Raw genomic sequence first — 24,758 nt, forward strand, 5'->3', positions numbered from 1 at the left:
GGCCTACCGCCGAGAGGCGTCTCCGGTTCGGCACCATTTTTACGCCCCAGGTCAGTCCCCGGTGAGCTCCGCATACAGCCTCTGGACCCGGGCCTTGATGTCGTCCCGGACCAGGCGCATGCGTTCCATGCCTTCGATGCCGCGCTCGGAGGGCTCGTCCGTATCCCAGACCTCAAGCCGCTTGCCTTCGGGGGCGTCGACTTTTGCCTCGTTGCCCAGGACGATCACGACGTCGACCGCGTCCAGGACCTCGTTGGTGACGGGCTTCGGGTGTTCGCCGGTGATGTCGATGCCGAGTTCCGCCAGCGAGTCCACGGACTGGGGATTCAGCGACTTGCCGGGTTTCGTCCCGGCGGAGTGCACCGTGACTGTCCCGTTAGCGAGCCGGTTCATGAGCCCGGCGGCGAGCTGGGACTTCCCGCCATTCTTGCTGCAGACAAACAGGACGCTGGGGGTTTTCGTGGTCTGGGTCATGCGTTGGATTCTTCCTGGTCTTCGGGGGTGTTGAGCAGGGACGCTGCCAGCGCCTTGACCCGGTCGTGGATCTCATCGCGGATGATCCGCACGGCCGCAACGGGCAGCCCGGCCGGGTCTGCCAGCTCCCAGTCCTCGTAGCGTTTGCCCGGGTAGATGGGGCAGGAGTCGCCGCAGCCCATCGTGATCACCACGTCGGAGGCGCGCACGACATCGTCGGTGAGCGGCTTCGGGTATTCCTTGGTGAGGTCCAGTCCCATTTCGGACATCGCCGCGACGACGGCGGGGTCCAGTTCGGCCGCAGGGAGGGAGCCGGCGGACCGGACGCGGATCCTGCCCTTGGCCTCGACGGTGAGCAGGGCGGCGGCCATCTGGGAGCGGCCGGCGTTCTGCACGCAGACGAACAGCACCTCGGGGACCTCGGAGGCGACGGCGCCCTTGGACTTGGCCAGGGCGTTGAGCCGGTCGCTGGCGAAGTGCTCGGTGATGGATGGCAGGTAAGTGCTGACCTTCGCGGTCCGGGCCAGCGCGGTGTAGGACTCGAAGACGTAGCGTTCGACCGTCTCCGCGGCGAACACGCCGGCAAACCGATCGGCCAGGCGGGCGCTGATCCGGTGCAGGAGTTCGGTGTTGTCCTGCAGGCCGATGCCGTGTTCAGGATGGTCAGTCATGTCAGCTCTCCAGTGTGTTCAGTGGACGAAAGCAAGGGGGAAGGAGATCAGTTCTCGCCGGAGCGGCCGTGGGCCAGTCCGGCGGGGAACCCGACGAGGACCGGTTCGGGCGTTCCGCAGCAGCCGCCGGAGGTTTCGGCGACAAATCCCGCAGGTGCGGCTGCGGGGACGTCGCAGCTGGTGCCGATATCGGAGGAGCAGACGCCGGTTTCGGGGAGTTCGAGCTGGACGGTGTCGGCGGCCTTGCGGTCACCGGCCAGGGCCGCGGCGACGGAGCGGACCTGCTCGTAGCCGGTGGCGAGCAGGAAGGTCGGTGCCCGGCCGTAGGACTTCATGCCGACGATGTAGAAGTCCCGTTCCGGGTGGGCCAGCATTTTGGCGCCGTGGGGCTCGACGGTGCCGCAGGAATGGAATTCGGCATCGATCAGCGGACCGAGCTCACGCGGGGCCTCGACGCCGGGGTCCAGTTCCAGCCGGAGTTCCCGGAGGATACCCAGATCCGGGCGGAAGCCGGTCGCGGGCACGATCACGTCGGCATCGAGGGTGCGGGCGTCCCTAGAGGTCAAGGTGACGGTGCCGGCAGCGGCAGCAAGAGCGGCAATCCCGAACCCGGTGTGTAGTTCGATGGCGTCCTTCTCAACGAGTGCGCGGAGCCGGCTTCCCAGTTGGCCGCGGGCGGCAAGCCCATCGGCGTCGCCGCCGCCGTAGACCCTGGCGGCGGATGCGCCGCGAATGGCCCAGAGGATTCTGGTTCCCGGTGACTGGCTGGCGAGTTCGGAGAGGCTGATCAGGGTATTGGCGGCGGAGTGGCCGGCGCCGATCACGAGCGCCGTGCGGCCCTCGAACGTCTCGCGGTCGCGGCCAAGGACATCCGGCAGCGGTGAGGATATGTGGGCAGCTGCAGCGGCTTCGCCGAGGGAGGGAAGGCCGGAGGTTCCCAGCGGATTGCGGGTAAACCAGGTGCCGGACGCATCGATGACGCCGGCGGCCTGGTGATCGCGGACCTCGCCGTCGGCGTGTTCGACCCGGACCACGAATGCGGTCGTGTCGCGGTTCCGGCTGTGGGTCTTGTCCATCCCCTGCCGGGTCACTGCGACAACGCGGGCGCCGGTGAGCAACCGGGACGCGATCGCGGGAAGCGCGGCGAGCGGGGTGAGGTAGTGGTCGATGAGTTCGCCGCCGGTGGGAAGCGCCGTCGCCTCCGGCGCTTCCCATCCGGTGGCGTCGAGCAGGCGGACGGCGGCTGCGTCGGTGTTGTATTGCCACGGGGAGAAGAGCCGGATGTGGCGCCACTGTTCGATTGCCGCGGCCGGGGTCGGGCCGGCCTCCAGGATCAGGGGCTCAAGACCGCGTTCGATCAGGTGCGCCGCCGCGGCCAGGCCGACGGGGCCCGCTCCGATGACAGCTACGGGAAGGGATGTGATGACAGCCATGGTTTCCTCTGTTTCATCTGCGGATGGCGGTTCATTGCCGGGGCGCGCCTGCCAGTGCCTGTGGGACTGGCAGACCGTGGAAGCGTGGGTCAGGAGTGGGTGGGTTCCTCGACAAGGGCAGTGGCGATGCTGTCGGCGTCGTCCAGCGCGGCGAGGTAGCGTTCGGCGTCCAGGGCGGCAGCGCAGCCGGTGCCGGCGGCCGTGATGGCTTGGCGGTAGCGGTGGTCCACGGCATCCCCGCACGCGAAAACACCGGAGAGGTTGGTGACAGTGGTGGGCGCCTCGACTTGGATGTAGCCCTCGGCGTCGAGCTCCACCTGGCCGGTGAGCAGCTCGGTGCGCGGGACATGCCCGATCGCGACGAAGATGCCGGTGGCGTCCTGTGTCCGGGTGTCGCCGGTGCGGGTGTCTGTCAATGTCACGCCGGCGACCTTGGCGTCGCCGTGAATCTTCGTGATGGCGGAGTTCCACGCGAAGCTGATCTTGGGGTTGTCCTTGGCGCGCTGGGCCATGATCCGGGAGGCCCGAAGCTCACCCTTGCGGACCACGACCGTGACGGACCGGGCAAACCGGGTCAGGAACGTCGCTTCCTCCATGGCCGAGTCTCCGCCGCCCACGACGATGATGTCCTGATCGCGGAAGAAGAACCCGTCGCAGGTGGCGCACCAGGAGACGCCGTGCCCGCTGAACTTCTTCTCCTCCGGCAGGCCAAGCTCCTTGTATGCGGAGCCGGTGGCAAGGATGACCGCCTTGGCCTCGAACGACTCCCTGCCGGCGGTGGTCACTCGCTTGATGTGGCCGGCAAGGTCGACCTCTGTGGCGTCGTCGAACAGCACCTGCGCGCCGAATTTCTCGGCCTGCTGCTGCAGCCCGTCCATCAGCTCGGGGCCCTGGACGCCACCGGGGAAGCCGGGGAAGTTCTCCACCTCGGTGGTGTTCATGAGGGCTCCGCCCGCGGTAACCGCACCGGCAATAACCAGCGGCTTCAGGCCCGCCCGGGCGGCGTAGATCGCCGCAGTGTAGCCGGCGGGTCCGGATCCGATAATGACGAGTTGCTTAGGCATGGCTGTCTGCTACTTTCCGGCGGGGATGAGGGATGCGATGAGGTCTTCGATGCGGGTCTTGATGTCGTCGCGGATGGGGCGGACGGACTCGACGCCCTGGCCGGCCGGGTCCTCGAGTGCCCAGTCCTCGTAGCGCTTGCCCGGGAAGATCGGGCAGGTGTCGCCGCAGCCCATGGTGATGACGACGTCGGATTCCCTGACGGCCTCGGTGGTGAGGACCTTGGGGATCTCTGCGGACATGTCGATGCCGAGTTCGGCCATGGCCTCGACGGCGGCCGGGTTGACCGTTTCGGCGGGCTGGGAGCCGGCGGAGCGGACCTCGATGGCACCCTGGGACAGGGTGGTGAGGAACGCTGCGGCCATCTGGGAGCGGCCCGCGTTGTGGACGCAGACGAACAGGACGGACGGCTTCTTCGCGGTTTCGGTGCTCATGGGGTTCTCCTGAAATTCGGGGGTCAGACGGAAAGGGGGCTGGAGGTGAAGAAGCGTTTGCGGGTCCACAGAGCCACGTAAACCAGTGCAACAAGAACCGGCACTTCGATCAAGGGGCCAACAACTCCGGCCAGCGCCTGGCCGGAGGTGACGCCGAAAGTTCCGATGGCCACGGCGATGGCGAGCTCAAAGTTGTTGCCGGCGGCGGTGAACGCCAGGGTGGTGGTCTTGGCGTAGCCGAGGTCCAGCCACTTTCCGATCAGCATTCCGGCGCCGAAGACGACGAGGAAGTAGACCAGCAGCGGCAGGGCGATCCGGACGACGTCGAACGGGCGCGAGGTGATGGTGCCGCCCTGCAGTGCGAAGAGCAGGGTAATCGTGAAGAGGAGGCCGTACAGCGCCCACGGGCCGAGTTTCGGCAGGAAAGTTTCTTCGTACCAGGCGCGGCCCTTGGCCTTTTCGCCGATCGTGCGGGTGAGGAAGCCGGCCAGCAGCGGGATCCCCAAGAACACCAGGACCGAGGCGGTGATGGCCCAAAAGGAGAAGTCCGCGCTGGTGGTCGGCAAGCCCAGCCAGTCCGGCAGCAGCTGTAGGTAGAACCAGCCGAGCGCGCCGAACGCGATGACCTGGAAAACGGAGTTGATGGCCACGAGGACGGCGGCGGCTTCCCTGTCCCCGCACGCGAGGTCGTTCCAGATCATCACCATGGCGATGCAGCGGGCCAGGCCCACGATGACCAGGCCCGTCCGGTACTCGGGCAGGTCCGGGATGAAGATCCAGGCCAGGGCAAACATGAACGCCGGCGCCAGCACCCAGTTCAGCACCAGGGAGCTGACCATAAGCTTGCGGTCCCCGATCACGTGGTGGGCCTGGTCGTAGCGGACCTTGGCCAGCACCGGGTACATCATCACCAGCAGCCCGATGGCTATCGGCAGTGAGACTTCGCCGACCTTGACCGCCTCGAGTGCGGTGTTCAGTCCCGGGATAAAGCTGCCCAGGAGCAGTCCAAGGACCATGGCGGCAATGATCCACACCGGGAGGAAACGGTCCAGGGTGGAGAGCCTGCCAACGACGGCAGGCTCGCCTCCAAGGGTGGGGGACGGGTCGGTCTGGATGCTCACGGGGCTCCTGTGCTGCTCAGCTCTAGATTGATGCTTGTCGATACGAAGTATTTCCGACTATATCGATGAATGTCAATCTGTGTGCATAATGGACACATGAATTCTCTGCAAACGGTTGGGCCGGCCCCCGACGACGCCTGCTGCGCACCGTCCGGTCAGCCCGTCCTCAGCGCGGAGGATGCCCGGCGCAAGGCCCTCGTGTTCAAGGCTCTGTCCGATCCCAACAGATTGCGCCTGCTCTCCATCGTCAAGAGCGACGCCTCCGGTGAATCCTGCGTGTGCGATCTCACCGAGCCGCTGGACCTGGGGCAGCCCACCGTCTCCCACCACCTCAAGATTCTGGTCGATGCCGGCCTGCTGCACCGCGAAAAGCGCGGCACCTGGGCGTACTATTCCCTCGTCCCCGGCGCCATGGAGCAGACGGCAGACCTCTTGGCCTCCCTGTGAGCCAGAGTCCGACTCCCGCTGTCACGGTCCGGCCGATGCAGGACTCAGATTGGCCCTGGGTCCAGAGGGTCTATAGCGAGGGAATCGCGACGGGCCAGGCAACCTTCGAGGCCGGGGTGCCGGGCTGGCACCATTTCGACCATTCGAGGCTCGCCGCCCACCGCCTGGTGGCCGAGGGGCCCACCGGCGGGGTTCTCGGCTGGGCGGCGGTGTCCGCCGTTTCCGCCCGTCCGGTGTACTCCGGCGTTGTCGAGCACTCCATCTACGTTTCCGAGGCGGCCCGCGGCCGGCGGATCGGGTCACTCCTCCTCCGGTCCTTGATTGCCTCGACTGAGGAAGACGGCATCTGGACCATCCAGGCGAGCATTTTCCCTGAGAACGAGCCAAGCCTGAAGCTGCACCTCGCCCACGGATTCAGGGTCGTGGGGCGACGGGAAAAAATTGCCCTGATGGCACACGGCCCCGCTGCAGGCCAATGGCGGGACGCCGTCCTGATCGAACGGCGCACACCGGTCCTTTAGTTCCTGCGAAGCACCGTCGACAGAGTCGCCCCACGGACCTGGCCACAGGACCGCAAGCAAGGAGGACACTATGCACACCGAGGCATCCGCCACAGAAGACCGGCTGCGCGCAATGCTGGAGAACATCAGTACGGCAACCGCCAACACGCGCCAGGCAATGGACTCACCGGGTGACGAGAACTGGGTGCAGGACGGCGAGTCGGATGCCGAGTACCTGCGGGCACTCCAACGGGACACGATCGCCAAACTGGAGGCCACCGCCCGGGATATCGAAGCACTGCTGGCCCAGCGCCTGGACGGCTAGCCGAACGGGTCACAACCCCCGCCGCACAAGTGTCGGCGGAGGCTGGATTTCCGTCAGGCTGGCAGGGAGCTGAGCGCAGTCAGGGCCGACAACTTCTCCTCGCCGACGGGCTCCTCGGGCAGCAGCGGAATGAGGGCGAACCGGTCCGTCAGGGTGTGCACCCTTGTGATCTGTTCTATTTCGCTCGCGGCGCGGGCCCGCAGGAACGCCGTCCGTGGGTGTGCGGCGGCGATCGAGTTGTTGATGACCCAGGCCCACGGGTAGATTCCGGCCCTTTCCAGGTCATCCTGCAGTCCTTCGGCTTCGAGCACGGGCGTCGTTTCGGCCAGCGTGACGAGAACGACCTTGGTCTGCGCGGGGTCCTGCAGCCGCATCAGGGGCGTCACGAACCCCATCGTGTCGCCGACCTGGCGGGCGATCTCCCGGTGGTACGAGCCGGTGGCGTCCAGGAGCAGCAGCGTGTGGCCGGTCGGTGCGGTGTCGATCACCACGAAGTGCCGACGGGATTCCTGGACCACCCTGGAGAACTGCCGGAACACAGCCACCTCGTCCGTGCACGGGGACAACAGGTCCTCCGCGAGGGCCGCGCGTCCTTCATCGTCCAGGCTCCGCCCCTTGGTCTCCATCACGTGGCTTCGATACTCCTGAATTGCCGATTCAGGATCGATGCGCGAAACCGTTAGGCCCGGGATGGAACCATGGAGTGTTTCGGTGAGGTGGGCAGCGGGATCAGTCGTGGTGAGGTGGACCGTATGCCCGCGTTTGGCCAGGGCAACCGCAATGGCGGCCGCGACGGTGGTCTTCCCGACCCCGCCTTTGCCCATGCACATCACGAGGCCGTGGCCGTCGAGCTCCACTTCATCTACCAGGGCAGCCAGCGGGGCGTCCTCAATTTCGGGGACCAGCGCGTCATCAGTGATACCGGCGCCGGAAGTGTCCGCGAACAGGGATTCAAGTGCCGGAATGCCGACCATATTGCCCGGCTTCAGGTCCAGAACGTCACGGGGCAAAGCGGCAACCACCTCGGGGATGGCCGCGATGGCCGCAGCCTCCCGGGCCCGCAAGGCCTGCGCCAGATCCTCCCCACCAGCGGCTTCCGGCAGGACGCCGTTGACGACAACGTATCCTCCCCCGATCCCGATCTGGTTGAGCTCGAGGTAGGTCCGCTCGATTTCGCTCAGTGAAGATGTCTGCGCGCGGCTGACCAGGACAAGCCGGGTCCTCGCCGGGTCGGTGAGGGCCTGGACCGCCCGGGCGTACACCTGCTTGTGCTTCTCAAGTCCCGAGAGAGGGCCCAGGCAGGACGGGTCCCCCTTGCCGGCCTCGAGAAAATCGGTCCAGGAGCCCGGCAACTGCAATAGCCGGATCGTGTGGCCTGTCGGTGCGGTATCGAAAACGATGTGGTCATATTCGCCGTAACCGCTGTCGTCGGCGAGCAGGTTGGTGAACTCGTCGAACGAGGCGATCTCTGTGGTGCAGGAACCTGACAGGCTCTCGGCGATGCCGGCCAATTCGGTCTCGGGCAGGAGTCCGCGGACGGGCGCGATGATGCGTTCACGGTAGGCCTCGGCTGCCTGCTCCGGGTCAATTTCCAATGCAGAGAGACCCGGCACATCCTGGATGGCAGTAACCGTGTTCCCGATGGTCACACCGAAAACCTGCCCGACATTGGACGCCGGGTCCGTGCTGACCAGCAGCACCCGCTTGCCGGCCTTTGCAAGGGTCAGGGCGGTCGCACAGGCAACAGAAGTCTTACCCACGCCGCCCTTGCCTGTGAAGAAAACGAACCGTGGAGAGTTATCCAGGAATTTCACGCCGGGCCTAGCAGCAGCTCGTAGAGCCGCCGCAGCAGCCGTCGGACTGCTTTTCGGTGAGGCCCAAATCCGGACGCGACTTCGGCTCGCCTGCGGCCTCGCCAAGGCCGGCGAACGACAGCAGTTGTCCCCTGTTCGGGTAGGTGCCGGCGGCGACCGTGACGCCGTCGACGATAGTCAGCGGCAGGCCTTTGGACCCGACCAGGTGCATGAAACCGCGGACCATCTCGTCCTCGGCGAAAGCGGTCGGTTCGCTGGCCAGGTTGTGGCGCGCAATGTCGGCACCGAGGCCCTGGAGGTGGCGCACATCCGCGGTCACATCCACCAGGGACTGGTCCACGTCGGGGCCGCAGACGCCGGTGTCGCAGCAAAGAGCGGATTCGTAGATTCGGATAGCAGGCATGTAATTCTCCTTGGCACTTGCAGTGGTTCGATCCAGCACCGAAACACGGTGCCACATTTGGTCAGGCAGCGGCGCATGATTCCGAGCGACGTCGTCCGTGTGGCACTTTCTAATGATATCGACCATTGTCGATGCAAGATAGCCTCGTCGAGAGTGACGTTGGAGACTGTACGCCGCGGGCCCCCCGAAGCGGCCGGGCGCAACGTGCCCCTGCCCACCGGGCCGCCGTCATATTCCACCGGCCGCCGGGGCGCGTTCCCAGCGCTTCAGGCCGGGCGGTAAAGTAATCCTCATGCGCGGGTCACCATCAACTCACACGCCCGGCCGACACCGCCCGCGCACCTCCCTCCCGAAGGCCGGTAACCACACGTGAAGCTGCGCCTTTTCCCCCAGGAGCCTGCCGGGCTGAATCTCCTCGCCCAGCTGGCAAACCAGATTGTGCTCGCCACGGGCACCCTTTCGGAGATCCTTGGCGCCCCGGCCAGTGAGAATGCCCGGCTGGTGGAGGACATGCACAACCATGAAGCGAAGTCCGCGGAGCTGCACTTCGCCCTACTGACACACATGCGGACCACCTTCGTGAGCCCGCTCCCCCGCGAGGACATGTACGTCCTTTCCCTGTACCTCAATGATGCGATGGAAAAACTCGATGCCGCTGCGGAGCTGGTGTCCCTCTACAAACTGGACCGGCTGCCCAAACGCGCCGCGGACCAGCTGGAAATCATCAGCAGGCAGGCCGAGCTCACCGTGGACGCCATGCGGCGGCTGGACAACCTGGACGACCTTGAGGATTACTGGATCGAGGTCCTTCGCCTGGCCAAGCGCGCAGAACGGTCACACCGGGTCTGGGTGGCGGACATGCTCAACGAAATGAAGTCGACGCGGTACGCACGCACCCGGGACATCGCTGACCAGCTGGTCGACGTCACCAGGGACATGCGAAAGGTCGCGGCCCAGGTGGGCAGCATCATCGTCAAGGAATCCTGACGTGATCATCTTCCTGTTTGTCCTGGTGGTGGTCTTCGCCGGGGCATTCGCCTTTCTGAACGGCTTCAGGGACGCCTCGGCGGCGGTGGCACTGGCTGTCCGGACCCGGGCCCTCACCCCCACCGTCGCCGTGCTGCTGGCCGGGTTCTTCAACTTCATCGGCGCCGGGCTGAGCGCCGCCCTGGCCCTCACGGTCAGCCAGACCTGGGTGCAGCTCCCCGAGGGGGAGATCGGGCTGACCATCCTGGTGGCGGGCCTGGTCAGTGCCGTGCTCTGGGGAATCTACACCTGGTGGCGGGGCATCCCGTCGTCCTCAACGCATGCCCTCGTTGGCGGACTGGCCGGCGCCGGGGTCGCGAGCGTAGTTATCGGCGGGAACGCCGTCGGGGGCGTTGACATGTCCTTGCTCTTTCAGGTGGTGCTTCCGCTGCTGCTCTCGCCGCTGATTGCATTCGCGGGCGCCTACCTGCTGGTCTGGCCCGCGACCTGGGCCGCGCGGTACACGCCGCCGAATGTCGTCAATTCCCGTTCCCGGAGGGCCCAGAGCGTTGCCGCGGGCGCCGTCGCGTTGGCCCACGGCCTGCAGGACGGCCAGCGCACCAGTGCCGTCCTGATCCTGGCGATGCTGGCGTCGGGGCTGTCCGATGGCAGCGAGATGCCAATCTGGGTGGCACTGTTCACCGCGACGCTTCTGACCGCCGGGACCCTGGCCGGCGGCTGGCGGATCTCCTACACCATCGGTTACCGGATGATCCGGATGGATGCCTTGCGCGGCTCCGTGGCCCAGTTGCTCAGCTCGGTCATCCTGCTGGTGGGCGCAGTCGGTCTGCACTTGCCCATCTCCACCACACACACGGTCACGTCAGCGGTGCTGGGCGCCGGCGCCAATCAGGGGTTTCCTGCCACCAACCAGAAGGTCGTGATCCGCGTGCTGATGTTCTGGCTGATCACGCCCGCGGTCACCGCGGCAGCCGCGTTTGTGCTGGCGCTGTCCCTGTCCCCGCTCTCGTCGTAGAGCTCCGTCGCCTGCGGGTCAGGACCGGGGGGCCGCCGCGACGATAGTGCCGTGGACGTCGCAGACGGCGGCGAGGGTGTTGTAAACGGTGCCGTACCGGCTGAGGTTGCGGTGCAGGAGTTCGACGCGTCGCGGGCTTTCGCTGGTTACGATGCGGATTTCGTACTCGATCTCGACAAATTTCGGCGGACTGTCTTGGCGGCGGGCTTGCACATCGATCTCGGCACTGTGGTAGCTGAACGGCATCATCGCACCGGAGCGTTCCAGATTCTTCAGCAGACAAGCGGTAAAGGCCGCAGCGAGCAGCTCGGCCGGGCCGGGCAGCCCGGAGGGTTCGTCGGCGCCCCAGCTGGCGTCGATCGGAATCCTCTGGTTACCGGCCTGGATGGACGCTTCCTGGCCTGCCGCGCCGTGCCCGTGGACCCGGTAAGTCGTGGGTGGAGTTCTCATCAGGGTTCCTTCGGGGCCGCTGGGGAGGATGGCCGGGGAGGCGGTCCATCCAGGTATCTCGAGGCCCAGGGTTCGGGCAGATCCACGGGAACCTCGGGTTCCGGCGCATCGAATCCCATTTCGTAGGGACTGTGGAACCGGGCCGGCGGCGGAACATCGCGGTTGACGACGTCGGTGCGCCGGGCATCGGCGAGGGGTACAGGAAGCTGGGCATCACGGAGTTCCCGGACGAGGTAGTGCTCGGCAGGGTGGCTGGGCAGCAGCACGGCGCGCACCCAGTTCCATTGAACGGCCTCGTTGACAGCCACGAGTTCGGCTTTGTCAGCCGGGCTGAGCGTTCCGTTGTCGGTGAGTGCGTCATCGAGGAGGGCGGCGTCCCAGCGAACAATCAGCGGCGGGAAGAAACCGGGTTCCTCCCGCACTTCCCAGGTGGCCCCTGTCGAGATTTCCCTGACCACGAACTGAACCCCGAAGGAGCCATCCAGCAGATGCGTGCCGAACCGGGCCCGGCCCCCGGTCAGGTAGGCGGCAATGTCGCCCAGGCAGGGGCTGTTTTTGGATACGGCAATCAGGTCGCTCCGGTCAAAGACTCCATCGGGGAATGCTGTGGCTGCCAGGGCGGCGAAGGCATAGGCTCCGCGGAGCAGCCCGTCGCAGGCATGACCGTGGAAGAGGATCAGGTCCGCGACGGTGACGGTTTTGGTCCGTGTTTCAATCCGGCCCTGCGCGGACCTCGTGTCCAGGACCTGGAACCGGGGCAGGTCCGCCGCCTCCGCCAGCCAGGACGGGACGTCCCAGCGCGGATCCTGGCGCTGTTCGCCTCCAGGGGCCCGCTCGGCGGGATCGTTCATTCCGGTCATGTCAGAAGCTGATCACTGCCGCGCCCTCGAGCGCGTAGCGGACGAAGGCATCACGGGCGAACTCCAGAGCCAGTCCGCGCGAGGTGAGTGCCCCGGCTGTCCCGGCGGCGTTCGCCGCGTTCAGGCACGCGTGCACGGTGACGCCGGCGGCAATCAGGGCGTCAATCTGCTGGCGGTAGCTTTCGCGTACGGGGTCGCTGCCGTCCTCGGTGAGCGCGGCCTGCGCCGGACCGAAGCAGAACACCTCAAGTTCCACGCCTTGGCCGGCTGCGACCTGGCGGACCCGCTCAGCGACATGGGAACCTGCGTCAAGTGAAGCGTTGTCGTCGTGGAACAAGAAAATTACGGTCTTTGCCATACGGTCATCATCCTCCATTCTCCCGGATTGCCCCACGTCGTTGGCGGCGGCAGTTTGCCCTCCCGAGTGCCGCCCTGAAGGGCGCGGGTGCGCTTTGACGCTCATGAAGGACCGCAGCACCGGGACCACGAAAATGATCCCGGCCTTCCGGTACTGGAGGGCAGCGGTCTTCTCACCAAGGAACGTCGCGGGATGAGCGTGCACTACAGGGTCGTCCCTGAGGCCATCCGCGGCATTGCCAGCGCCTTGGGCTCAGGCGGCGCCTGAGCCTTTGATGGGTTTGGGGGTGCCTCGGCGGCTTTTCCGCGCCACACCTGCTCGTTGGAGGGATCAATAACAACCGCGCTGACCCACATTCAGAGCCGTCCGGTCCTTGCGCTTCCGCACCTGCGTCAAAGACGAATAAGCGTCGCCGGACCTCGGCCAGAAACGCGGGTCAGCTGCACAGTGACGGACCGAGCCGATAGCCGACGCCGCGGACGGTTCGAATCATGTTCCCGTGCTGGGGGTCGTCGCCCAGCTTCACGCGCACCCGCTTGACGTGCACTGCCACCGTGTTTGTCGCTGCCCGCTTCCCCCACACGGCATCACTTATTTCTTCGGTACTGGCGACTCTGCCGCCTTGACGGATGAGGTACGCGAGCAACAACAGCTCACGGTGGCTGAAGACGATTTCCTGCCCGTCAAGCCTGACTTCGTGCCGCTCCAGGTCAACCGTGATCGGGCCGGCCACCAGCACTGAATCTTCCCTCTTGCCCGCCCATTCGGTTTCAGTCTGCTCTGACACGGTAGTCATCGTCCGTTCACCGTTTGGACCGCTTTATCCGAACCGGCCCGAGATGTAGTCCTCAGTTGCTTTCTCCGTAGGGTTGCTGAAGATTTTTTCCGTGCTGTCTATTTCCACCATGCGTCCAGGCTGGCCAACCCCGGCCAGGTTGAAAAACGCCGTCTGGTCGCTGACGCGGGCGGCCTGCTGCATGTTGTGCGTCACGATGACGATGGTGTAACGCTCTTTGAGCTCGGTGATCAGGTCCTCGATTGCGAGGGTGGAGATCGGGTCGAGAGCGGAGCACGGCTCGTCCATGAGCAGAACATCAGGTTCCACTGCGATGGACCGGGCGATACACAAACGCTGCTGCTGCCCGCCGGAGAGTCCACCGCCGGGCTTGTCGAGCCGGTCCTTGACCTCGTTCCAAAGGTTCGCGCCCTTCAAGGACTGCTCAGCCACTTCGTTCAGTTTGGCTCTGTCTTTCAGGCCCTGGAGGCGCAGGCCCGCGACGACGTTGTCCTTGATGGACATGGTCGGGAACGGGTTGGGCCGCTGGAAGACCATGCCAATGGTTCGTCGGACTGAGACAGGGCTGACTCCGGGATCGTAAATGTCGGCTCCGTCGAGGAGGACATGTCCTTCGACGCGGGCGCCGGGGATGACCTCGTGCATACGGTTCAGGGTTCGGAGGACCGTGGACTTGCCGCAACCGGAGGGTCCGATCAGTGCTGTGACACTGCGCGGCTCCACCGACATGGTGACTGACTCCACGGCGTGGAATTTTCCGTAGTAGACGTTGAGATCTTTGATATCAAGGCGCTTTGCCATTCAGGATTCCTTGCAGATTAAGATTTTTTGGGCGCCACGAGGCGTGCGGCAACGGTAGCAATAACGTTGAGGAGGCCGATCAGGATGATCAGCGTCAGGGCGGCGCCCCAGACGCGGAGCTGCCCGGCCGGCTCGGGGTTGATCAGCTCCGTGTAGAGCAGCAGCGGCAGCGAGGCCATGTTGCCGTCCATCACGTTGAAGTTGATGGACCTGCTGTACCCCACCAAGACGAGGACGGGGGCTGTTTCGCCCATCACGCGGGCTACTGCGAGGATGATGCCGCTGATGATGCCGGACATCGCCGAAGGCAAGACGATGCGCAAGATCGTGATCCACTTCGGCACACCCAGTGCGTAGGACGCTTCGCGGAGTTCATCCGGAACGAGTCGCAGCATTTCCTCGGTGTTGCGGATGACGACCGGCAGCATGAGCAGAACCAGCGCCAGCGACACGGCGAAGGCACTCTGGGGCTGTCCGAGCGTTCCGATCCACAAGCTGAAGACGAACAGGGCGGCGACGATGGACGGAATACCGGACATAATGTCGACCATCTGGGTCACGAGGCCGGCCAACCAACCGCGGCCGTACTCGACGAGATAGATCGCGATCATCAGGCCGAGAGGAACGGCGATAAGTGCAGCCATCAAGGCTTGCACGATAGTTCCGTACAGCGCGTGATAGATGCCGCCGGCGAACTGCTCCGGCAGGACCCCCTGCAGTGATTTGGTCCACCAGTCCGCGTTGAGGATGGCGGGGAGGCCCTGGGACACGACGGTCCAGAGGAGCCACAGCAACGGGGCGAGCGCGACGAGGAATGCCGCGCTCACAAGTCCCGCAACGAATTTGTCGGTTACCCGACGCCGCTTGCTGATCGGCCGGAACGCACGTTTTGCTTTTAGATCATCCTCGGTCGGCATGGGACGAGGCGCCGGCTGCTGACGGCCGGCGAGGCTGGGCAAACGGCTCATCCGTTGACCTTCTTTCCAACCACGGAGCGTGCGAGCGCGTTGACGACGAAGGTCAGGGCGAAGAGCACGAAGCCAGCGGCGATATATGCCCCGGTGGGCAGCGGGGCGCTGAATTCCGCTGCGGCAGACGCAATTTTGGAGGCGAACGTGTAGCCGCCGTCGAACAGGGTGAGGCTAGCCGGCTGCGCCGATGCGCGCAGAATGATCAGGACGGCTACTGTTTCGCCCAGTGCCCGGCCAAGGCCAAGCATGGATGCCGCGATTGTCCCGCTGCGGCCGAAGGGCAGCACGGTCATTTTTACGACTTCCCACTTCGTGGCTCCGAGCGCCTGGGCTGCTTCGATGTGCCCGCCGGGTGTCTGCTTGTAGACCTCGCGGGTAATGGCGGTAATGATCGGCAGGATCATTACCGCCAGGACGATGCCTGCCGTGAAGATGGTCCCGCCGCCGTTGAGGGAGACGTTGCCCGTGGAGAACAGCGGGAACCATCCAAGCGTTGAGTTCAGGGACTTAGCCAGGGGCTCCAGCCAAGGGGCCAAGACGAAGATTCCCCAGAGACCGAAAATGATCGACGGAACGGCGGCGAGGAGGTCCACGATGCTTCCGAACCAGTGGGCCAGGCGCTTCGGTGCATACTGCGTGAGGAAGATCGCGATACCCACTGAGACGGGAACGGCGAGCAGAAGGGCAAATGCCGAGGAGAGCACCGTGACGACGAACAGGTCGCGGATGCCGAAGGCGAGGTTGTTCTCGTCGGTGGTGTTGAATTCGCTGCTGAAGAAGAAGTTGACGGTGTTGGCCTGCAGCGACGGGATGGCCCGGACGAGCAGGAAGACAGCGATCAGGGCAATCAAGACGATGACCACGATGCCGGAGACGGTGCTGACGGCGCTGAAGACACGGTCGCCCACAACGCTGCCGTGCTTAAATACGGAAGCGCCGGAGGTGTCGCGGCCGGGCCGGGAGGCCGGGGGGCCTCCGCCGGTCGTTTGGTCAGGTGCGGCCTTCGGCCCCGAGCTTTTGCTCGGGGCCGAAGGTTCGGTCACCTCGGGTCGTGGAGACGACATGAGTTGAGTCCTAAGAGATTGCGGCGATGGCCGTCTTCAGCTTGGCCTTGAAGTCGTCCGGGACGGGGATGTAACCGTTGTCCGTCAGGCCGTTCTGGCCCGCGCCGATGGTGGATGTCAGGAACGCCTTGACTGCGGTGGCGGTTTCGGCGTCCGTGTACTTGGAGCAAACTATTTCATACGTGGCCAGAACGATCGGGTAGGCACCCTTTTCGCTCGGAGTGTAGAAAGAGGTGGTATCCAGGACCAGGTCGTTGCCCTTGCCCTTGATCTTGGCGCCCGCGATGGTCTTTCCGACGGTCTCGGTGGAGATCTCAACCGGAGCCGGATCTGCCGAAGTGATGATGCTGGCTACGGACAGATTCTGGCTCTTTGCGAAGGACCACTCGTTGTAGGTGATTGATCCTTCGGTGCCCTTGACTGCGGCAGAAGTGCCCTCGTTACCCTTGGCCCCCTCACCGACGCCGCCGGCGAAAGTCTTGCCAGCGCCCTTGGCCCAGGCGCCCGTGGATGCCGCGTCGAGGTACTGCTGGAAGTTGTCCGTGGTGCCGGACTCATCGCTGCGGTAGATCACGTTGATCTTCTCGCCCGGCAGGCTGACACCGGAGTTCAGCGCGGCGATGGCCGGGTCGTTCCACGTTGAAATGGTGCCGTTGAAGATCTTGGCGACGGTCTGGCCGTCGAGATTCAGCTTGTCGACACCCTTGACGTTGTAGGTCACGGCCAGCGGGCCGAAAACGACCGGCAGGTTCCAGGCTTCGCTGCCGCAGCGTTCCAGGGCCTTGGCGGGCTCGCCCTTCTTCTCGCTCAGGGGGGAGTCAGAGCCGCCGATGTCGGTCTGCGCGCCGAGGAATTCGGAGACGCCAGCGCCGGAGCCATTGGAGGTGTAGTTCAGGGTCTGACCGTCGCAGGCCGCTTCGTACGCGGCGACGAAACGGGTCATGGCGTTGGACTGGGCGCTGGAGCCGCTGGCCTTCAGCGCCTTCTTGCCGCCACATACCACGTCGGACGCGGCCGCGCCGGAGGTGGTGGTCTGGGTACCGGCGTTGTTGTCGCTGCCACAGGCCGAGAGCAGCAGGGTGCCTGCCGCCAGTGCCGCGAAAGCAGCGCTTGATCGCTTGAAGTTCACTTGGTTCCTCCGGTGTACTCGGCAGCTGATGCGGACTGCCGGAAAGCTAATATGCGGAATGTCTCCGCCGGGCAACAAGTAGCTGCCTTTCATTCAAGGTAGAGCCCCTTCGTGAACACTATGATCCGCGAAGATGAACAGAACATGAACGTCTGAGCTGCAACCGGCGGCTTCGGCCTTAGAGGTCCCGCGTCGAGCGGCCGGGCCGGCCCATAGACTGGAGCGCATGGCCCCCGCTATTGGACTTTCCGCAAGCGCCCGCTTCCTGCGCGGCCGCGTACGCACCGGCCTGGTCCGGAGCCGGAACTCCCTCCTCCCGGCCGTCCAGATGACCGCCTGCGCCGTCGGCGCCTACGCGTTTGCCGAGTACGTGCTGGGCCACAGCGGCCCGCTCTTCGCCGCCACGTCCTCCCTCATCTCCCTGGGCTTTTCCCGGGATCCCCGGCTGCGGCGGGTGATCGAGGTCGGCCTGGGCTGCACCATCGGCATTGTGGTCGGGGACCTGCTGCTGCACTGGCTGGGCGCCGGGATGTGGCAGGCCGCCGTCGTGCTGCTGTTCTCGATCCTGCTGGCACGGTTCCTGGACAGCGGCACCATTTTCACCACGCAGCTGGGGCTGCAGTCCCTGTTGGTGGTGCTGCTGCCGGCGCCCGCCGGGGGGCCGTTCACCCGCAGCATTGACGCCATTGTGGGCGGCGTGTTCGCCCTGCTGGTGACGGTCCTGATCCCGAAGGACCCGCGCCGGGAACCCCGCAACGACGTCAAGAAGCTCCTGCACGAACTCGCCGAGGTGCTGCGCGAATGTGCCTCCGCGCTGAGTTACAGCGACTCCACCCAGGCCTGGCATGCGCTGATCCGCGGGCGGAACTGCCAGCCCCTGATCGATGCCATGCGGCAGTCCCTGCGGGCCTCCGGCGAGGTGGCCACCCTGGCGCCGGCCTACCGCCGGCACCGGGACGAGCTGGACCGGATGGAGCAGTCGCTGGACTACATCGACCTTGCCCTGCGTAACAGCCGCGTCTTTGCCCGCCGCCTGACCAGTGCCATCAATCATGCGGCACTGTCCGACGACGCCACCCAGAACATCGCCGATGTCCTCCGGGACACCGCCGACGCCGTCGACGAACTCTCCCTGGGCCTGGCGGAAGTGCACGACGGCGCCCGCCGCGCGCACCTGCGGACAGCCCGGGCGGAGCTGCGGGAAATTGCCGGCCGGCTGCACCCGCGGCTGCTGGACGTGCAGCGGCTGGAGGGCGAAACGGTGGTCATGCTCTTCCGCCCGCTGATGGTGGACCTGCTGGAGGCGGCCGGTGTCGACTCCCGGGAGGCCCGGGACATCCTGCCGCCGCTGTAGCTGCCGCGGTGCGGGAGCGTTCCGTCGGCGTGCGCCGATAGGGTGGAGCAATGGCTACCAAGACTTCCCGGGCTACCAAGGCGCCGGGCTACAAATGCGCCGAATGCGGCTGGACCACGGCCAAGTGGGTGGGCCGCTGCGGCGAGTGCCAGGCCTGGGGCAGCGTGGAGGAAACCGGCGGCGCCGTGGCGCGCACGACGGCGGCCACCACCGTCCTGGAGCCGGCCCGCCGGATCGCTGAGGTCGATGCCACCACCGCGGCGTTCCTGCCCACCGGCGTGGACGAACTGGACCGTGTGCTCGGCGGCGGGCTGGTCCCGGGCGCCGTGATCCTGCTCGCGGGCGAACCCGGGGTCGGCAAGTCCACCCTGCTGCTGGACGTCGCGGCCAAATTTGCCCGCACAGCGCAGGACGTCCTCTACATCACGGGCGAGGAATCCGCCGCGCAGGTCAAGCTCCGCGCGGACCGGATCGACGCCGTCGCCGAATCCCTGTACCTCTCCGCCGAAACGGACCTCGGCCAGGCCCTGGGCCAGGTGGAGAAGCTCGAACCGCGGCTGCTGGTCGTGGACTCCGTGCAGACTCTGAGCAGCGCCGACGTGGAAGGCAGCGCCGGCGGTGTCTCGCAGGTCCGGGAGGTCGCCGCCTCGCTGATCGCCGCAGCCAAACGCCGCAACATGACTACCCTGCTGGTGGGGCACGTGACCAAGGACGGCTCCATCGCCGGCCCCCGGCTGCTCGAGCACCTGGTGGACGTGGTGTGCCAGTTCGAAGGCGAACGCCACTCCCGGCTGCGGCTGCTGCGGGCAGTCAAGAACCGCTACGGCCCCACGGACGACGTCGGCTGCTTCGACCTGAACGAGGACGGGATTGTGGGCCTGGCCGATCCGAGCGGGCTGTTTGTCTCCCGGACCAAGGAACCGGTCTCCGGCACCTGCATCACGGTGACCCTGGAGGGGCGCCGCCCGCTGCTGGCCGAGGTGCAGTCCCTGCTGGCCGAAAGTTCCAGCTCGCAGCCCCGGCGGGCAACGAGCGGGCTGGACAGTTCCCGGGTGGCCATGCTATTGGCGGTGCTCCAGCAGCGGGCCGGCTGTCTGCTGAACAAGGACGATTCCTACGTGGCAACCGTGGGCGGCGTGAAGCTCAGCGAGCCCGCAACGGACCTCGCCGTCGCGCTGGCCGTGGCCTCGGCGAAGGCCAGGAAACCCCTGCCGGAGCGGCTGATCGCCTTTGGCGAAGTGGGGCTCGCCGGCGAGGTCCGCCCCGTGCCCGGCATCAACCAGCGGATCCACGAAGCCCACCGGCTGGGATTCACCCATGCCGTGGTGCCCGCGAGTCCGAACGGCCCGGGCCCGGTGCCGGCGGGCTTCTCCGTGCGGGAAGTCGGGCACCTGACCGAAGCGCTGAGCCTGCTGATCAGCTGAGGCTGCCCACCTGCCCCGGGTCCGGGTTCCGCCCCGCCGCGGGCGGTCCTTCCCGCAGACCGGTTGCCCAAACAGGCGACTTAGGACCCTAGCCCACCCCCGGTATCCGGCGGACAATGGGGGCGGCGGGGGCAGGAGCGGTCGCGGGCGAAGGGATCAGGCCATGATGGGTTACTACGGTAACGGCTTCGGCTGGATGTGGCTCTGGGGTGTGCTGTTGCTGGTCGGGATCGCGGTGCTGGTGCTGCTCGCGGTCCGCCTCTTCACCGGTGGAACCAGCCGGGGCGGTCCGGCCCACTACGGCCCCTACGGCGCCCCGCCCTATGGCCAGCCGGGGAGTCCCCCGGGCGGCCCCGGCTTCCCCGGGGCCAAGAGCCAGGCGCGGTTGATCCTCGATGAACGCTTCGCGAGGGGCGAGCTCACCGCGGAACAGTACCGCGAGAATGTGAAAGTACTCGGCGAGGAGCCGTAATGCGGCCGATCAGCCGCCGCAACGCCCTGATTGTGGGCGGGCTGGGCACGGCTGCCACGGTGGCCGGCGCCGCCGGGCTGTGGTGGTCCCTGAATTCCACGCAGCAGCCGGCCGGGATCGGCGGCGGGGGCGCAGCGCCCGTGCAGGGCGCCGAGCTGCGCGGTCCCGCCGAACTTCGCAGCGCCGACGGCCTGCTCGAGCTCACCCTGGATGCCGCCCCCGGACGGGTGGAGCTCGGCGGCCGCCAGGCCCGCGCCCTCTGTTACAACGGCACCGTCCCGGGTCCCACCCTCCGCCTGCGGCCAGGCGATGAGCTCAACGTCAGGCTCGTGAACAGCCTCAACGAACCAACGAACCTGCACGTCCACGGCCTCCACGTGTCCCCGGAGGCCGACGCGGACAATGTGTTCAGGGCGGTCCTGCCCGGACAGGGTTTCGACTACCGCTACCGGCTGCCGCCGGACCATCCGCCAGGTGTGTACTGGTACCACCCGCATCACCACGGCATGGTCGCCGACCAGATCTTTGCCGGGCTCTTCGGGGCGATCATTGTCGAAGATTCCGAGGCCATCCCGGTGAGTACGGAACGGGTACTGCTGATCTCAGACACCACGCTGGACAGTGCCGGGAACATCGCCGCCGTGTCGCTGATGGAACGCATGGCGGGCCGGGAGGGTGGGCTGCTCCTGCTCAACGGGCAGAGCAACCCGCTGCTCACGGCCGCCCCCGGCGCCCGGGAGCGGTGGCGGATCGTCAATACCTGCGTGGCCCGCTACGTCCGGCTCCGGCTCGACGGCCAGCAGCTGCAGCTGCTCGGCATGGACTCGGGCCGGTCCGCCGAACCCGAAACCGTCGACGAACTCCTGCTGGCGCCGGGCAACCGGGCGGACCTGCTCGTGACCGCCGCCGCCGGCGAAGCCGTGTTGCAGGCCCTCCCCTATGACCGCGGCGGCATGCCGGGGATGATGGGGCAGGGGCCGGTCCCCGTCCGCGGGGGCGGCGCGCTGGCGACGTTCCGCGTCAGCGGCGCCGCCGCCGTCACGCCCGGCGCCCTCACGTCCCGGCCGGCCCCAGCGGACCTGAGGACCGCCGCCGTCGCCGCACGCCGGCAACTGGTCCTGTCCATGGGCGCGGGCCGCAGGGGCGGGGGTGCGCGGATGGGCGGCATGATGCGGTTCACCATAAACGGCCGTGAATACAGCGAGGCCCGCACGGACACGACCGTCGCGGCCGGAACCGTGGAGGAATGGACGCTGGTCAACACCAGCCCCATGGACCACCCCTTCCACCTGCACGTGTGGCCGATGCAGCTCATCGACGACAACGGCCGCGCAGTCGGTTCCGTGGTGATGCGGGACGTAGTGAACGTGCCGGCGAACGGCCGCGCCACTGTCAGGATCGCGTTCCGCGACTTCAGCGGCCGCTCGGTGTACCACTGCCACATCCTGGACCACGAGGATCTGGGCATGATGGGCGTGATTGAGGTTCGGTGAGCCGGAAAACCTCTTGTCAAGCATACCCCCCAGGGGTATGGTGGAGCTGAATCTGAATTCGCGAGGAACCTCCCCTAGGAGCGCGCATCATGGAACACCGGCACAGCAGCCCGGCCGCAGGCGGCCAGCAACTAAACCACCCGCAGGAGGAGCACGGCGGCAAGCGGCCTCACGGCATGAACGCACAGGGTCTCGGAGCACACGCCAACGCCACGGACGGCTCGCGGCAGGACGACGAGCACATGGTTCACAGCCACGGCCAGCATGCCGGGCACAGCGTGGCGATGTTCAAGAACAGGTTCTGGCTGACCCTTGCCCTGGCTGTGCCCGTGGTCTTCTTCAGCCCCATGTTCGGGCACCTGCTCGGCTACCAGGCGCCCGTGTTTCCCGGCTCCTCCTGGATCCCTCCGGTCCTGGGAACTGTCATCTTCTTCTACGGCGGCCAGCCGTTCCTCAAGGGCGGCCTGAATGAGCTGAAAGGCCGCAAACCGGGGATGATGCTGCTGATCGCCATGGCCATCACCGTCGCATTCGCGGCCTCGTGGGTGACCACCCTGGGGATCGGCGGCTTCGACCTCGATTTCTGGTGGGAACTGGCCCTGCTGGTCGACATTATGCTGCTGGGGCACTGGATCGAAATGCGCGCCCTCGGCTCGGCGCAGGGCGCCCTGGACGCCCTCGCGGCGCTGTTGCCGGACGAGGCGGAGCGCCTCACCGAGTCCGGAACCGAAACCGTCAGGGTGTCCGAGCTCAGGAGCGGCGACACTATCCTGGTCCGTTCCGGCGCCCGGATGCCGGCGGACGGGACCGTGATCGAGGGGCAGGCCGAGTTCGACGAATCGATGATCACCGGCGAGTCCAAGACCGTTCTTCGCTCCCCCGGCGACCCCGTGGTGGCGGGAACCATCGCCACGGACAACAGCCTCCGCGTCCGGGTGACAGCCGTCGGCGACGACACCGCCCTTGCCGGCATCCAGCGTCTCGTGGCCGAGGCCCAGGCCTCCTCCTCGCGGGCCCAGGCCCTCGCCGACCGCGCCGCCGCCTTCCTGTTCTACTTCGCCGCCGGGGCGGGTGTCATCACCTTTATCGCCTGGACTCTGCTGGGCAGCATGCCCGACGCCGTGGAGCGCACCGTGACGGTGCTGGTAATCGCCTGCCCGCATGCCTTGGGCCTCGCCATCCCGCTGGTCATCGCGATCTCCACGGAACGGGCCGCCCGGGCCGGAGTGCTGATCAAGAACCGGATGGCGCTCGAGCGGATGCGGACGGTCGACGTCGTGCTCTTCGACAAGACGGGGACCCTGACCAAGGGCGAGCCGGAACTCAAGGACCTCGCCGCCGTCGACGGGACCGGCCGGGACGAGCTGCTGGCGCTGGCCGCTGCGGCGGAATCTGACAGCGAGCACCCGCTGGCCCGCGCGATCGTGGCGACCGCCCGCGGGCGCGGACTCCCGGTCCCGCAAGCGAGCGGTTTCACGTCCCTGACCGGCCGGGGCGTCCGCGCCACGATCGGCGGCAGGACCGTCCTGGTGGGCGGTCCGGCCCTGCTCCGGGAACTGGGCGCGGAAGAACCCCCGGCACTGGCCGCCGCCACGGCGGCCTGGCGGGGCCGGGGCGCCGCGGTGCTCCACGTGGTGGACGGCAACACCGTAGTGGGCGCCGTGAGCCTCGAGGACGCGGTGCGCCCGGAATCCCGCCAGGCGGTCGCAGCCCTGCAGCACCGGGGAATCAAGGTCGCCATGATCACCGGCGACGCCCGCCAGGTGGCCCAGGCGGTGGCCGCCGAGTTGCACATCGACGAGGTCTTCGCCGAGGTCCTCCCGGCTGACAAGGACAAGAAAGTCGCCGAACTCCAGTCGCGCGGCCTCAGGGTGGCCATGGTGGGCGACGGCGTGAACGACTCCCCCGCTCTGGCCCGGGCCGAGGTGGGGATCGCGATCGGCGGCGGGACCGACGTCGCGGTGGAGTCCGCCGGCGTGGTCCTCGCCGGGAACGACCCCCGGGCGGTGCTGTCCATGGTGGACCTGTCCCGGGCCAGCTACCGGAAGATGTGGCAGAACCTCGTCTGGGCCACGGGCTACAACATCATTGCGGTGCCGCTGGCTGCCGGCGTCCTGGCCTTCGCCGGGATTGTCCTCTCGCCCGCTGCCGGCGCGATGCTGATGTCCGCCTCCACGATCGTGGTGGCCCTCAACGCGCAGCTGCTGCGTCGCCTGAAACTCAATCCAGCCGGTGTCGGCGTAAAGTGACCCCATGCCGGAGACCAACCCGCGCCATCCGTCCTTCGGACGATCCTTCGCCCGCGTGGGTCCGCGGATGGACGCCCGCGGGGCAGCGGACCACCGCCGGCGCCTCCTGGAGGCGGCGCACGGCGCCGTCGTCGAAATCGGGGCGGGCTACGGGGCCACCTTCCCGTTCTACCCTTCCGCGGTGACGGGCGTGCTGGCTCTCGAACCGGATCCCACGCTCCGGGAGCTGGCCCGGGCCGCCGCGGCCAGGGCGCCGGTGCCGGTCACCGTGGTGAACTGTGTCGCGGAGGCGCTGCCGGCGGCGGACGCCTCGGTCGACGTCGTGGTCTCCAGCCTGGTGCTGTGCAGCGTGGCGGACCAGTCTGTTGCCCTGGCGGAGGTGGTGCGGGTCCTGCGGCCGGGCGGCCTGCTGCTGTTCTACGAACACGTCCGGTCCGCACACCGCCTGCTGGGGGCCGCGGAAGACCTGGTCACGCCGCTGTGGAGCCGGATGGCCGGCGGATGCCATCCAAACCGGAACACGCCCGCCGCCATCGCCGGATCCGGCCTTACGGTGCAGGGCCTGGAGCGCTTCGGCTTCTCGGTCCTTCCCGGCAACCCGCGGCTGGCCCACGTCCTGGGGGCGGCCAGCAAACGCTGAGCGCCCGCGGC

Annotated in this window: 28 protein-coding genes; 12 read left to right on the top strand and 16 right to left on the bottom strand. The window is 66.9% G+C overall.

All coding sequences use genetic code 11. The annotated features are described in order from the left end of the window. Positions 1 to 51: 51 nt before the first annotated feature. The 6 genes from ACZYZ3_RS07890 to arsB all read right to left on the bottom strand — a co-directional run bounded on the left by ACZYZ3_RS07890 (position 52) and on the right by arsB (position 5,090). Positions 52 to 474 (bottom strand): arsenate-mycothiol transferase ArsC, encoded by a 423-nt coding sequence (locus tag ACZYZ3_RS07890; RefSeq protein WP_463963272.1) that lies wholly within the window; start codon positions 472 to 474, stop codon positions 52 to 54. Continuing rightward, positions 471 to 1,145, bottom strand: a complete 675-nt coding sequence (locus ACZYZ3_RS07895) for an arsenate reductase ArsC (RefSeq protein WP_463963273.1) — start codon at positions 1,143 to 1,145, stop codon at positions 471 to 473. Before ACZYZ3_RS07895 ends, ACZYZ3_RS07890 begins: the two co-directional genes overlap by 4 nt. Before the next feature lie 47 nt (positions 1,146 to 1,192). Beyond that, entirely contained in the window at positions 1,193 to 2,578 is a 1,386-nt protein-coding gene (locus ACZYZ3_RS07900; protein ID WP_463963274.1) for an FAD-dependent oxidoreductase, read from the bottom strand. 89 nt (positions 2,579 to 2,667) lie between these two features. After that, positions 2,668 to 3,642, bottom strand: a complete 975-nt coding sequence (gene trxB, locus ACZYZ3_RS07905) for a thioredoxin-disulfide reductase (RefSeq protein WP_463963275.1) — start codon at positions 3,640 to 3,642, stop codon at positions 2,668 to 2,670. A 9-nt stretch (positions 3,643 to 3,651) separates the two neighbouring features. Next, positions 3,652 to 4,074 carry an arsenate reductase ArsC gene (locus ACZYZ3_RS07910; RefSeq protein ID WP_463963276.1) on the bottom strand — a complete coding sequence of 141 codons (423 nt, stop codon included), beginning with the start codon at positions 4,072 to 4,074 and terminating at the stop codon, positions 3,652 to 3,654. A 23-nt stretch (positions 4,075 to 4,097) separates the two neighbouring features. Continuing rightward, positions 4,098 to 5,090 (bottom strand): ACR3 family arsenite efflux transporter, encoded by a 993-nt coding sequence (arsB, locus tag ACZYZ3_RS07915; protein WP_463963418.1) that lies wholly within the window; start codon positions 5,088 to 5,090, stop codon positions 4,098 to 4,100. 201 nt (positions 5,091 to 5,291) lie between these two features. Here arsB and ACZYZ3_RS07920 point away from each other — a divergent pair, with 201 nt between their 5' ends. From ACZYZ3_RS07920 to ACZYZ3_RS07930, 3 genes are all read left to right on the top strand, one after another. After that, positions 5,292 to 5,642, top strand: a complete 351-nt coding sequence (locus tag ACZYZ3_RS07920) for an ArsR/SmtB family transcription factor (RefSeq protein ID WP_463963277.1) — start codon at positions 5,292 to 5,294, stop codon at positions 5,640 to 5,642. Positions 5,643 to 5,677: 35 nt separating this feature from the next. Further along, the gene (locus ACZYZ3_RS07925) at positions 5,678 to 6,163 is read left to right on the top strand and encodes a GNAT family N-acetyltransferase (RefSeq protein WP_463963278.1); all 486 of its coding nucleotides are present in this window, start codon (positions 5,678 to 5,680) and stop codon (positions 6,161 to 6,163) included. Positions 6,164 to 6,233: 70 nt separating this feature from the next. Then, positions 6,234 to 6,467: a hypothetical protein gene (locus tag ACZYZ3_RS07930; protein ID WP_463963279.1), complete on the top strand. Its 234-nt coding sequence runs from the start codon at positions 6,234 to 6,236 to the stop codon at positions 6,465 to 6,467. Between the two features lie 53 nt (positions 6,468 to 6,520). Here the strand turns inward: ACZYZ3_RS07930 and arsA are convergent, their stop codons facing one another. Together arsA and arsD are read right to left on the bottom strand one after the other, a co-directional pair. Then, positions 6,521 to 8,281 carry an arsenical pump-driving ATPase gene (arsA, locus tag ACZYZ3_RS07935; RefSeq protein ID WP_463963280.1) on the bottom strand — a complete coding sequence of 587 codons (1,761 nt, stop codon included), beginning with the start codon at positions 8,279 to 8,281 and terminating at the stop codon, positions 6,521 to 6,523. Positions 8,282 to 8,288: 7 nt separating this feature from the next. Then, positions 8,289 to 8,684, bottom strand: coding sequence for an arsenite efflux transporter metallochaperone ArsD (gene arsD / locus ACZYZ3_RS07940; protein ID WP_463963281.1), 396 nt, complete (start codon positions 8,682 to 8,684; stop codon positions 8,289 to 8,291). A 369-nt stretch (positions 8,685 to 9,053) separates the two neighbouring features. On the opposite strand from arsD, the gene ACZYZ3_RS07945 reads away from it, so the two are divergent. After that, entirely contained in the window at positions 9,054 to 9,671 is a 618-nt protein-coding gene (locus ACZYZ3_RS07945; RefSeq protein ID WP_463963282.1) for a DUF47 domain-containing protein, read from the top strand. Position 9,672: 1 nt separating this feature from the next. Next, on the top strand, positions 9,673 to 10,686 hold the full coding sequence (locus ACZYZ3_RS07950; RefSeq protein ID WP_463963283.1) for an inorganic phosphate transporter: 1,014 nt from the start codon (positions 9,673 to 9,675) through the stop codon (positions 10,684 to 10,686). Positions 10,687 to 10,704: 18 nt separating this feature from the next. Here the strand turns inward: ACZYZ3_RS07950 and ACZYZ3_RS07955 are convergent, their stop codons facing one another. From ACZYZ3_RS07955 to ACZYZ3_RS07965, 3 genes are read right to left on the bottom strand one after another with little or no spacing between them, the layout of a single operon-like run. Then, complete coding sequence (locus tag ACZYZ3_RS07955; protein WP_463963284.1) at positions 10,705 to 11,136, bottom strand: OsmC family protein; 432 nt, start codon at positions 11,134 to 11,136, stop codon at positions 10,705 to 10,707. Next, entirely contained in the window at positions 11,136 to 11,996 is an 861-nt protein-coding gene (locus ACZYZ3_RS07960) for an FmdE family protein (RefSeq protein ID WP_463963285.1), read from the bottom strand. Before ACZYZ3_RS07960 ends, ACZYZ3_RS07955 begins: the two co-directional genes overlap by 1 nt. Position 11,997: 1 nt before the next feature. Continuing rightward, complete coding sequence (locus ACZYZ3_RS07965) at positions 11,998 to 12,354, bottom strand: DsrE family protein (protein ID WP_463963286.1); 357 nt, start codon at positions 12,352 to 12,354, stop codon at positions 11,998 to 12,000. 87 nt (positions 12,355 to 12,441) lie between these two features. Here ACZYZ3_RS07965 and ACZYZ3_RS07970 point away from each other — a divergent pair, with 87 nt between their 5' ends. Next, positions 12,442 to 12,621, top strand: coding sequence for a hypothetical protein (locus tag ACZYZ3_RS07970; RefSeq protein ID WP_463963287.1), 180 nt, complete (start codon positions 12,442 to 12,444; stop codon positions 12,619 to 12,621). Positions 12,622 to 12,790: 169 nt separating this feature from the next. Here the strand turns inward: ACZYZ3_RS07970 and ACZYZ3_RS07975 are convergent, their stop codons facing one another. From ACZYZ3_RS07975 to pstS, 5 genes are read right to left on the bottom strand one after another with little or no spacing between them, the layout of a single operon-like run. After that, positions 12,791 to 13,141: a winged helix-turn-helix domain-containing protein gene (locus ACZYZ3_RS07975; protein WP_463963288.1), complete on the bottom strand. Its 351-nt coding sequence runs from the start codon at positions 13,139 to 13,141 to the stop codon at positions 12,791 to 12,793. A 33-nt stretch (positions 13,142 to 13,174) separates the two neighbouring features. Continuing rightward, complete coding sequence (gene pstB / locus ACZYZ3_RS07980; RefSeq protein WP_463963289.1) at positions 13,175 to 13,951, bottom strand: phosphate ABC transporter ATP-binding protein PstB; 777 nt, start codon at positions 13,949 to 13,951, stop codon at positions 13,175 to 13,177. A 17-nt stretch (positions 13,952 to 13,968) separates the two neighbouring features. Next, complete coding sequence (pstA, locus tag ACZYZ3_RS07985; RefSeq protein ID WP_463963290.1) at positions 13,969 to 14,910, bottom strand: phosphate ABC transporter permease PstA; 942 nt, start codon at positions 14,908 to 14,910, stop codon at positions 13,969 to 13,971. Positions 14,911 to 14,915: 5 nt separating this feature from the next. Continuing rightward, complete coding sequence (pstC, locus tag ACZYZ3_RS07990) at positions 14,916 to 15,986, bottom strand: phosphate ABC transporter permease subunit PstC (protein WP_463963291.1); 1,071 nt, start codon at positions 15,984 to 15,986, stop codon at positions 14,916 to 14,918. 10 nt (positions 15,987 to 15,996) lie between these two features. Then, positions 15,997 to 17,115, bottom strand: a complete 1,119-nt coding sequence (gene pstS / locus ACZYZ3_RS07995) for a phosphate ABC transporter substrate-binding protein PstS (protein ID WP_463963292.1) — start codon at positions 17,113 to 17,115, stop codon at positions 15,997 to 15,999. A gap of 226 nt (positions 17,116 to 17,341) precedes the next feature. Here pstS and ACZYZ3_RS08000 point away from each other — a divergent pair, with 226 nt between their 5' ends. The 6 genes from ACZYZ3_RS08000 to ACZYZ3_RS08025 all read left to right on the top strand — a co-directional run bounded on the left by ACZYZ3_RS08000 (position 17,342) and on the right by ACZYZ3_RS08025 (position 24,747). Then, the gene (locus tag ACZYZ3_RS08000) at positions 17,342 to 18,469 is read left to right on the top strand and encodes an FUSC family protein (RefSeq protein WP_463963293.1); all 1,128 of its coding nucleotides are present in this window, start codon (positions 17,342 to 17,344) and stop codon (positions 18,467 to 18,469) included. A gap of 50 nt (positions 18,470 to 18,519) precedes the next feature. Next, complete coding sequence (gene radA / locus ACZYZ3_RS08005; protein ID WP_354349538.1) at positions 18,520 to 19,893, top strand: DNA repair protein RadA; 1,374 nt, start codon at positions 18,520 to 18,522, stop codon at positions 19,891 to 19,893. A 163-nt stretch (positions 19,894 to 20,056) separates the two neighbouring features. Further along, positions 20,057 to 20,365, top strand: a complete 309-nt coding sequence (locus ACZYZ3_RS08010) for an SHOCT domain-containing protein (protein WP_463963294.1) — start codon at positions 20,057 to 20,059, stop codon at positions 20,363 to 20,365. Next, positions 20,365 to 21,858: a multicopper oxidase family protein gene (locus ACZYZ3_RS08015; RefSeq protein ID WP_463963295.1), complete on the top strand. Its 1,494-nt coding sequence runs from the start codon at positions 20,365 to 20,367 to the stop codon at positions 21,856 to 21,858. Before ACZYZ3_RS08010 ends, ACZYZ3_RS08015 begins: the two co-directional genes overlap by 1 nt. 89 nt (positions 21,859 to 21,947) lie before the next feature. Beyond that, entirely contained in the window at positions 21,948 to 24,107 is a 2,160-nt protein-coding gene (locus tag ACZYZ3_RS08020) for a heavy metal translocating P-type ATPase (RefSeq protein WP_463963296.1), read from the top strand. A gap of 4 nt (positions 24,108 to 24,111) precedes the next feature. Then, positions 24,112 to 24,747, top strand: coding sequence for a class I SAM-dependent methyltransferase (locus tag ACZYZ3_RS08025; RefSeq protein WP_463963297.1), 636 nt, complete (start codon positions 24,112 to 24,114; stop codon positions 24,745 to 24,747). Positions 24,748 to 24,758: the final 11 nt, after the last annotated feature.

The organism is Pseudarthrobacter linnaei, assembly GCF_055412825.1.

Excerpts from the sequence above, each read along its gene's own strand:
- ACZYZ3_RS07930 (WP_463963279.1), top strand. The coding sequence starts at position 6,234 with ATGCACACCGAGGCATCCGCCACAGAAGACCGGCTGCGCGCAATGCTG.
- trxB (WP_463963275.1), bottom strand. The coding sequence starts at position 3,642 with ATGCCTAAGCAACTCGTCATTATCGGATCCGGACCCGCCGGCTACACT.
- ACZYZ3_RS07895 (WP_463963273.1), bottom strand. The coding sequence starts at position 1,145 with ATGACTGACCATCCTGAACACGGCATCGGCCTGCAGGACAACACCGAA.
- ACZYZ3_RS08010 (WP_463963294.1), top strand. The coding sequence starts at position 20,057 with ATGATGGGTTACTACGGTAACGGCTTCGGCTGGATGTGGCTCTGGGGT.
- arsB (WP_463963418.1), bottom strand. The coding sequence starts at position 5,090 with ATGGTCCTTGGACTGCTCCTGGGCAGCTTTATCCCGGGACTGAACACC.
- ACZYZ3_RS07965 (WP_463963286.1), bottom strand. The coding sequence starts at position 12,354 with ATGGCAAAGACCGTAATTTTCTTGTTCCACGACGACAACGCTTCACTT.
- ACZYZ3_RS07910 (WP_463963276.1), bottom strand. The coding sequence starts at position 4,074 with ATGAGCACCGAAACCGCGAAGAAGCCGTCCGTCCTGTTCGTCTGCGTC.
- ACZYZ3_RS07955 (WP_463963284.1), bottom strand. The coding sequence starts at position 11,136 with ATGAGAACTCCACCCACGACTTACCGGGTCCACGGGCACGGCGCGGCA.
- arsD (WP_463963281.1), bottom strand. The coding sequence starts at position 8,684 with ATGCCTGCTATCCGAATCTACGAATCCGCTCTTTGCTGCGACACCGGC.
- ACZYZ3_RS07925 (WP_463963278.1), top strand. The coding sequence starts at position 5,678 with ATGCAGGACTCAGATTGGCCCTGGGTCCAGAGGGTCTATAGCGAGGGA.
- ACZYZ3_RS07900 (WP_463963274.1), bottom strand. The coding sequence starts at position 2,578 with ATGGCTGTCATCACATCCCTTCCCGTAGCTGTCATCGGAGCGGGCCCC.
- ACZYZ3_RS08020 (WP_463963296.1), top strand. The coding sequence starts at position 21,948 with ATGGAACACCGGCACAGCAGCCCGGCCGCAGGCGGCCAGCAACTAAAC.
- ACZYZ3_RS07890 (WP_463963272.1), bottom strand. The coding sequence starts at position 474 with ATGACCCAGACCACGAAAACCCCCAGCGTCCTGTTTGTCTGCAGCAAG.
- ACZYZ3_RS08015 (WP_463963295.1), top strand. The coding sequence starts at position 20,365 with ATGCGGCCGATCAGCCGCCGCAACGCCCTGATTGTGGGCGGGCTGGGC.
- ACZYZ3_RS07920 (WP_463963277.1), top strand. The coding sequence starts at position 5,292 with ATGAATTCTCTGCAAACGGTTGGGCCGGCCCCCGACGACGCCTGCTGC.
- ACZYZ3_RS08000 (WP_463963293.1), top strand. The coding sequence starts at position 17,342 with ATGGCCCCCGCTATTGGACTTTCCGCAAGCGCCCGCTTCCTGCGCGGC.
- pstC (WP_463963291.1), bottom strand. The coding sequence starts at position 15,986 with ATGTCGTCTCCACGACCCGAGGTGACCGAACCTTCGGCCCCGAGCAAA.
- ACZYZ3_RS07960 (WP_463963285.1), bottom strand. The coding sequence starts at position 11,996 with ATGACCGGAATGAACGATCCCGCCGAGCGGGCCCCTGGAGGCGAACAG.
- radA (WP_354349538.1), top strand. The coding sequence starts at position 18,520 with ATGGCTACCAAGACTTCCCGGGCTACCAAGGCGCCGGGCTACAAATGC.
- pstB (WP_463963289.1), bottom strand. The coding sequence starts at position 13,951 with ATGGCAAAGCGCCTTGATATCAAAGATCTCAACGTCTACTACGGAAAA.
- ACZYZ3_RS08025 (WP_463963297.1), top strand. The coding sequence starts at position 24,112 with ATGCCGGAGACCAACCCGCGCCATCCGTCCTTCGGACGATCCTTCGCC.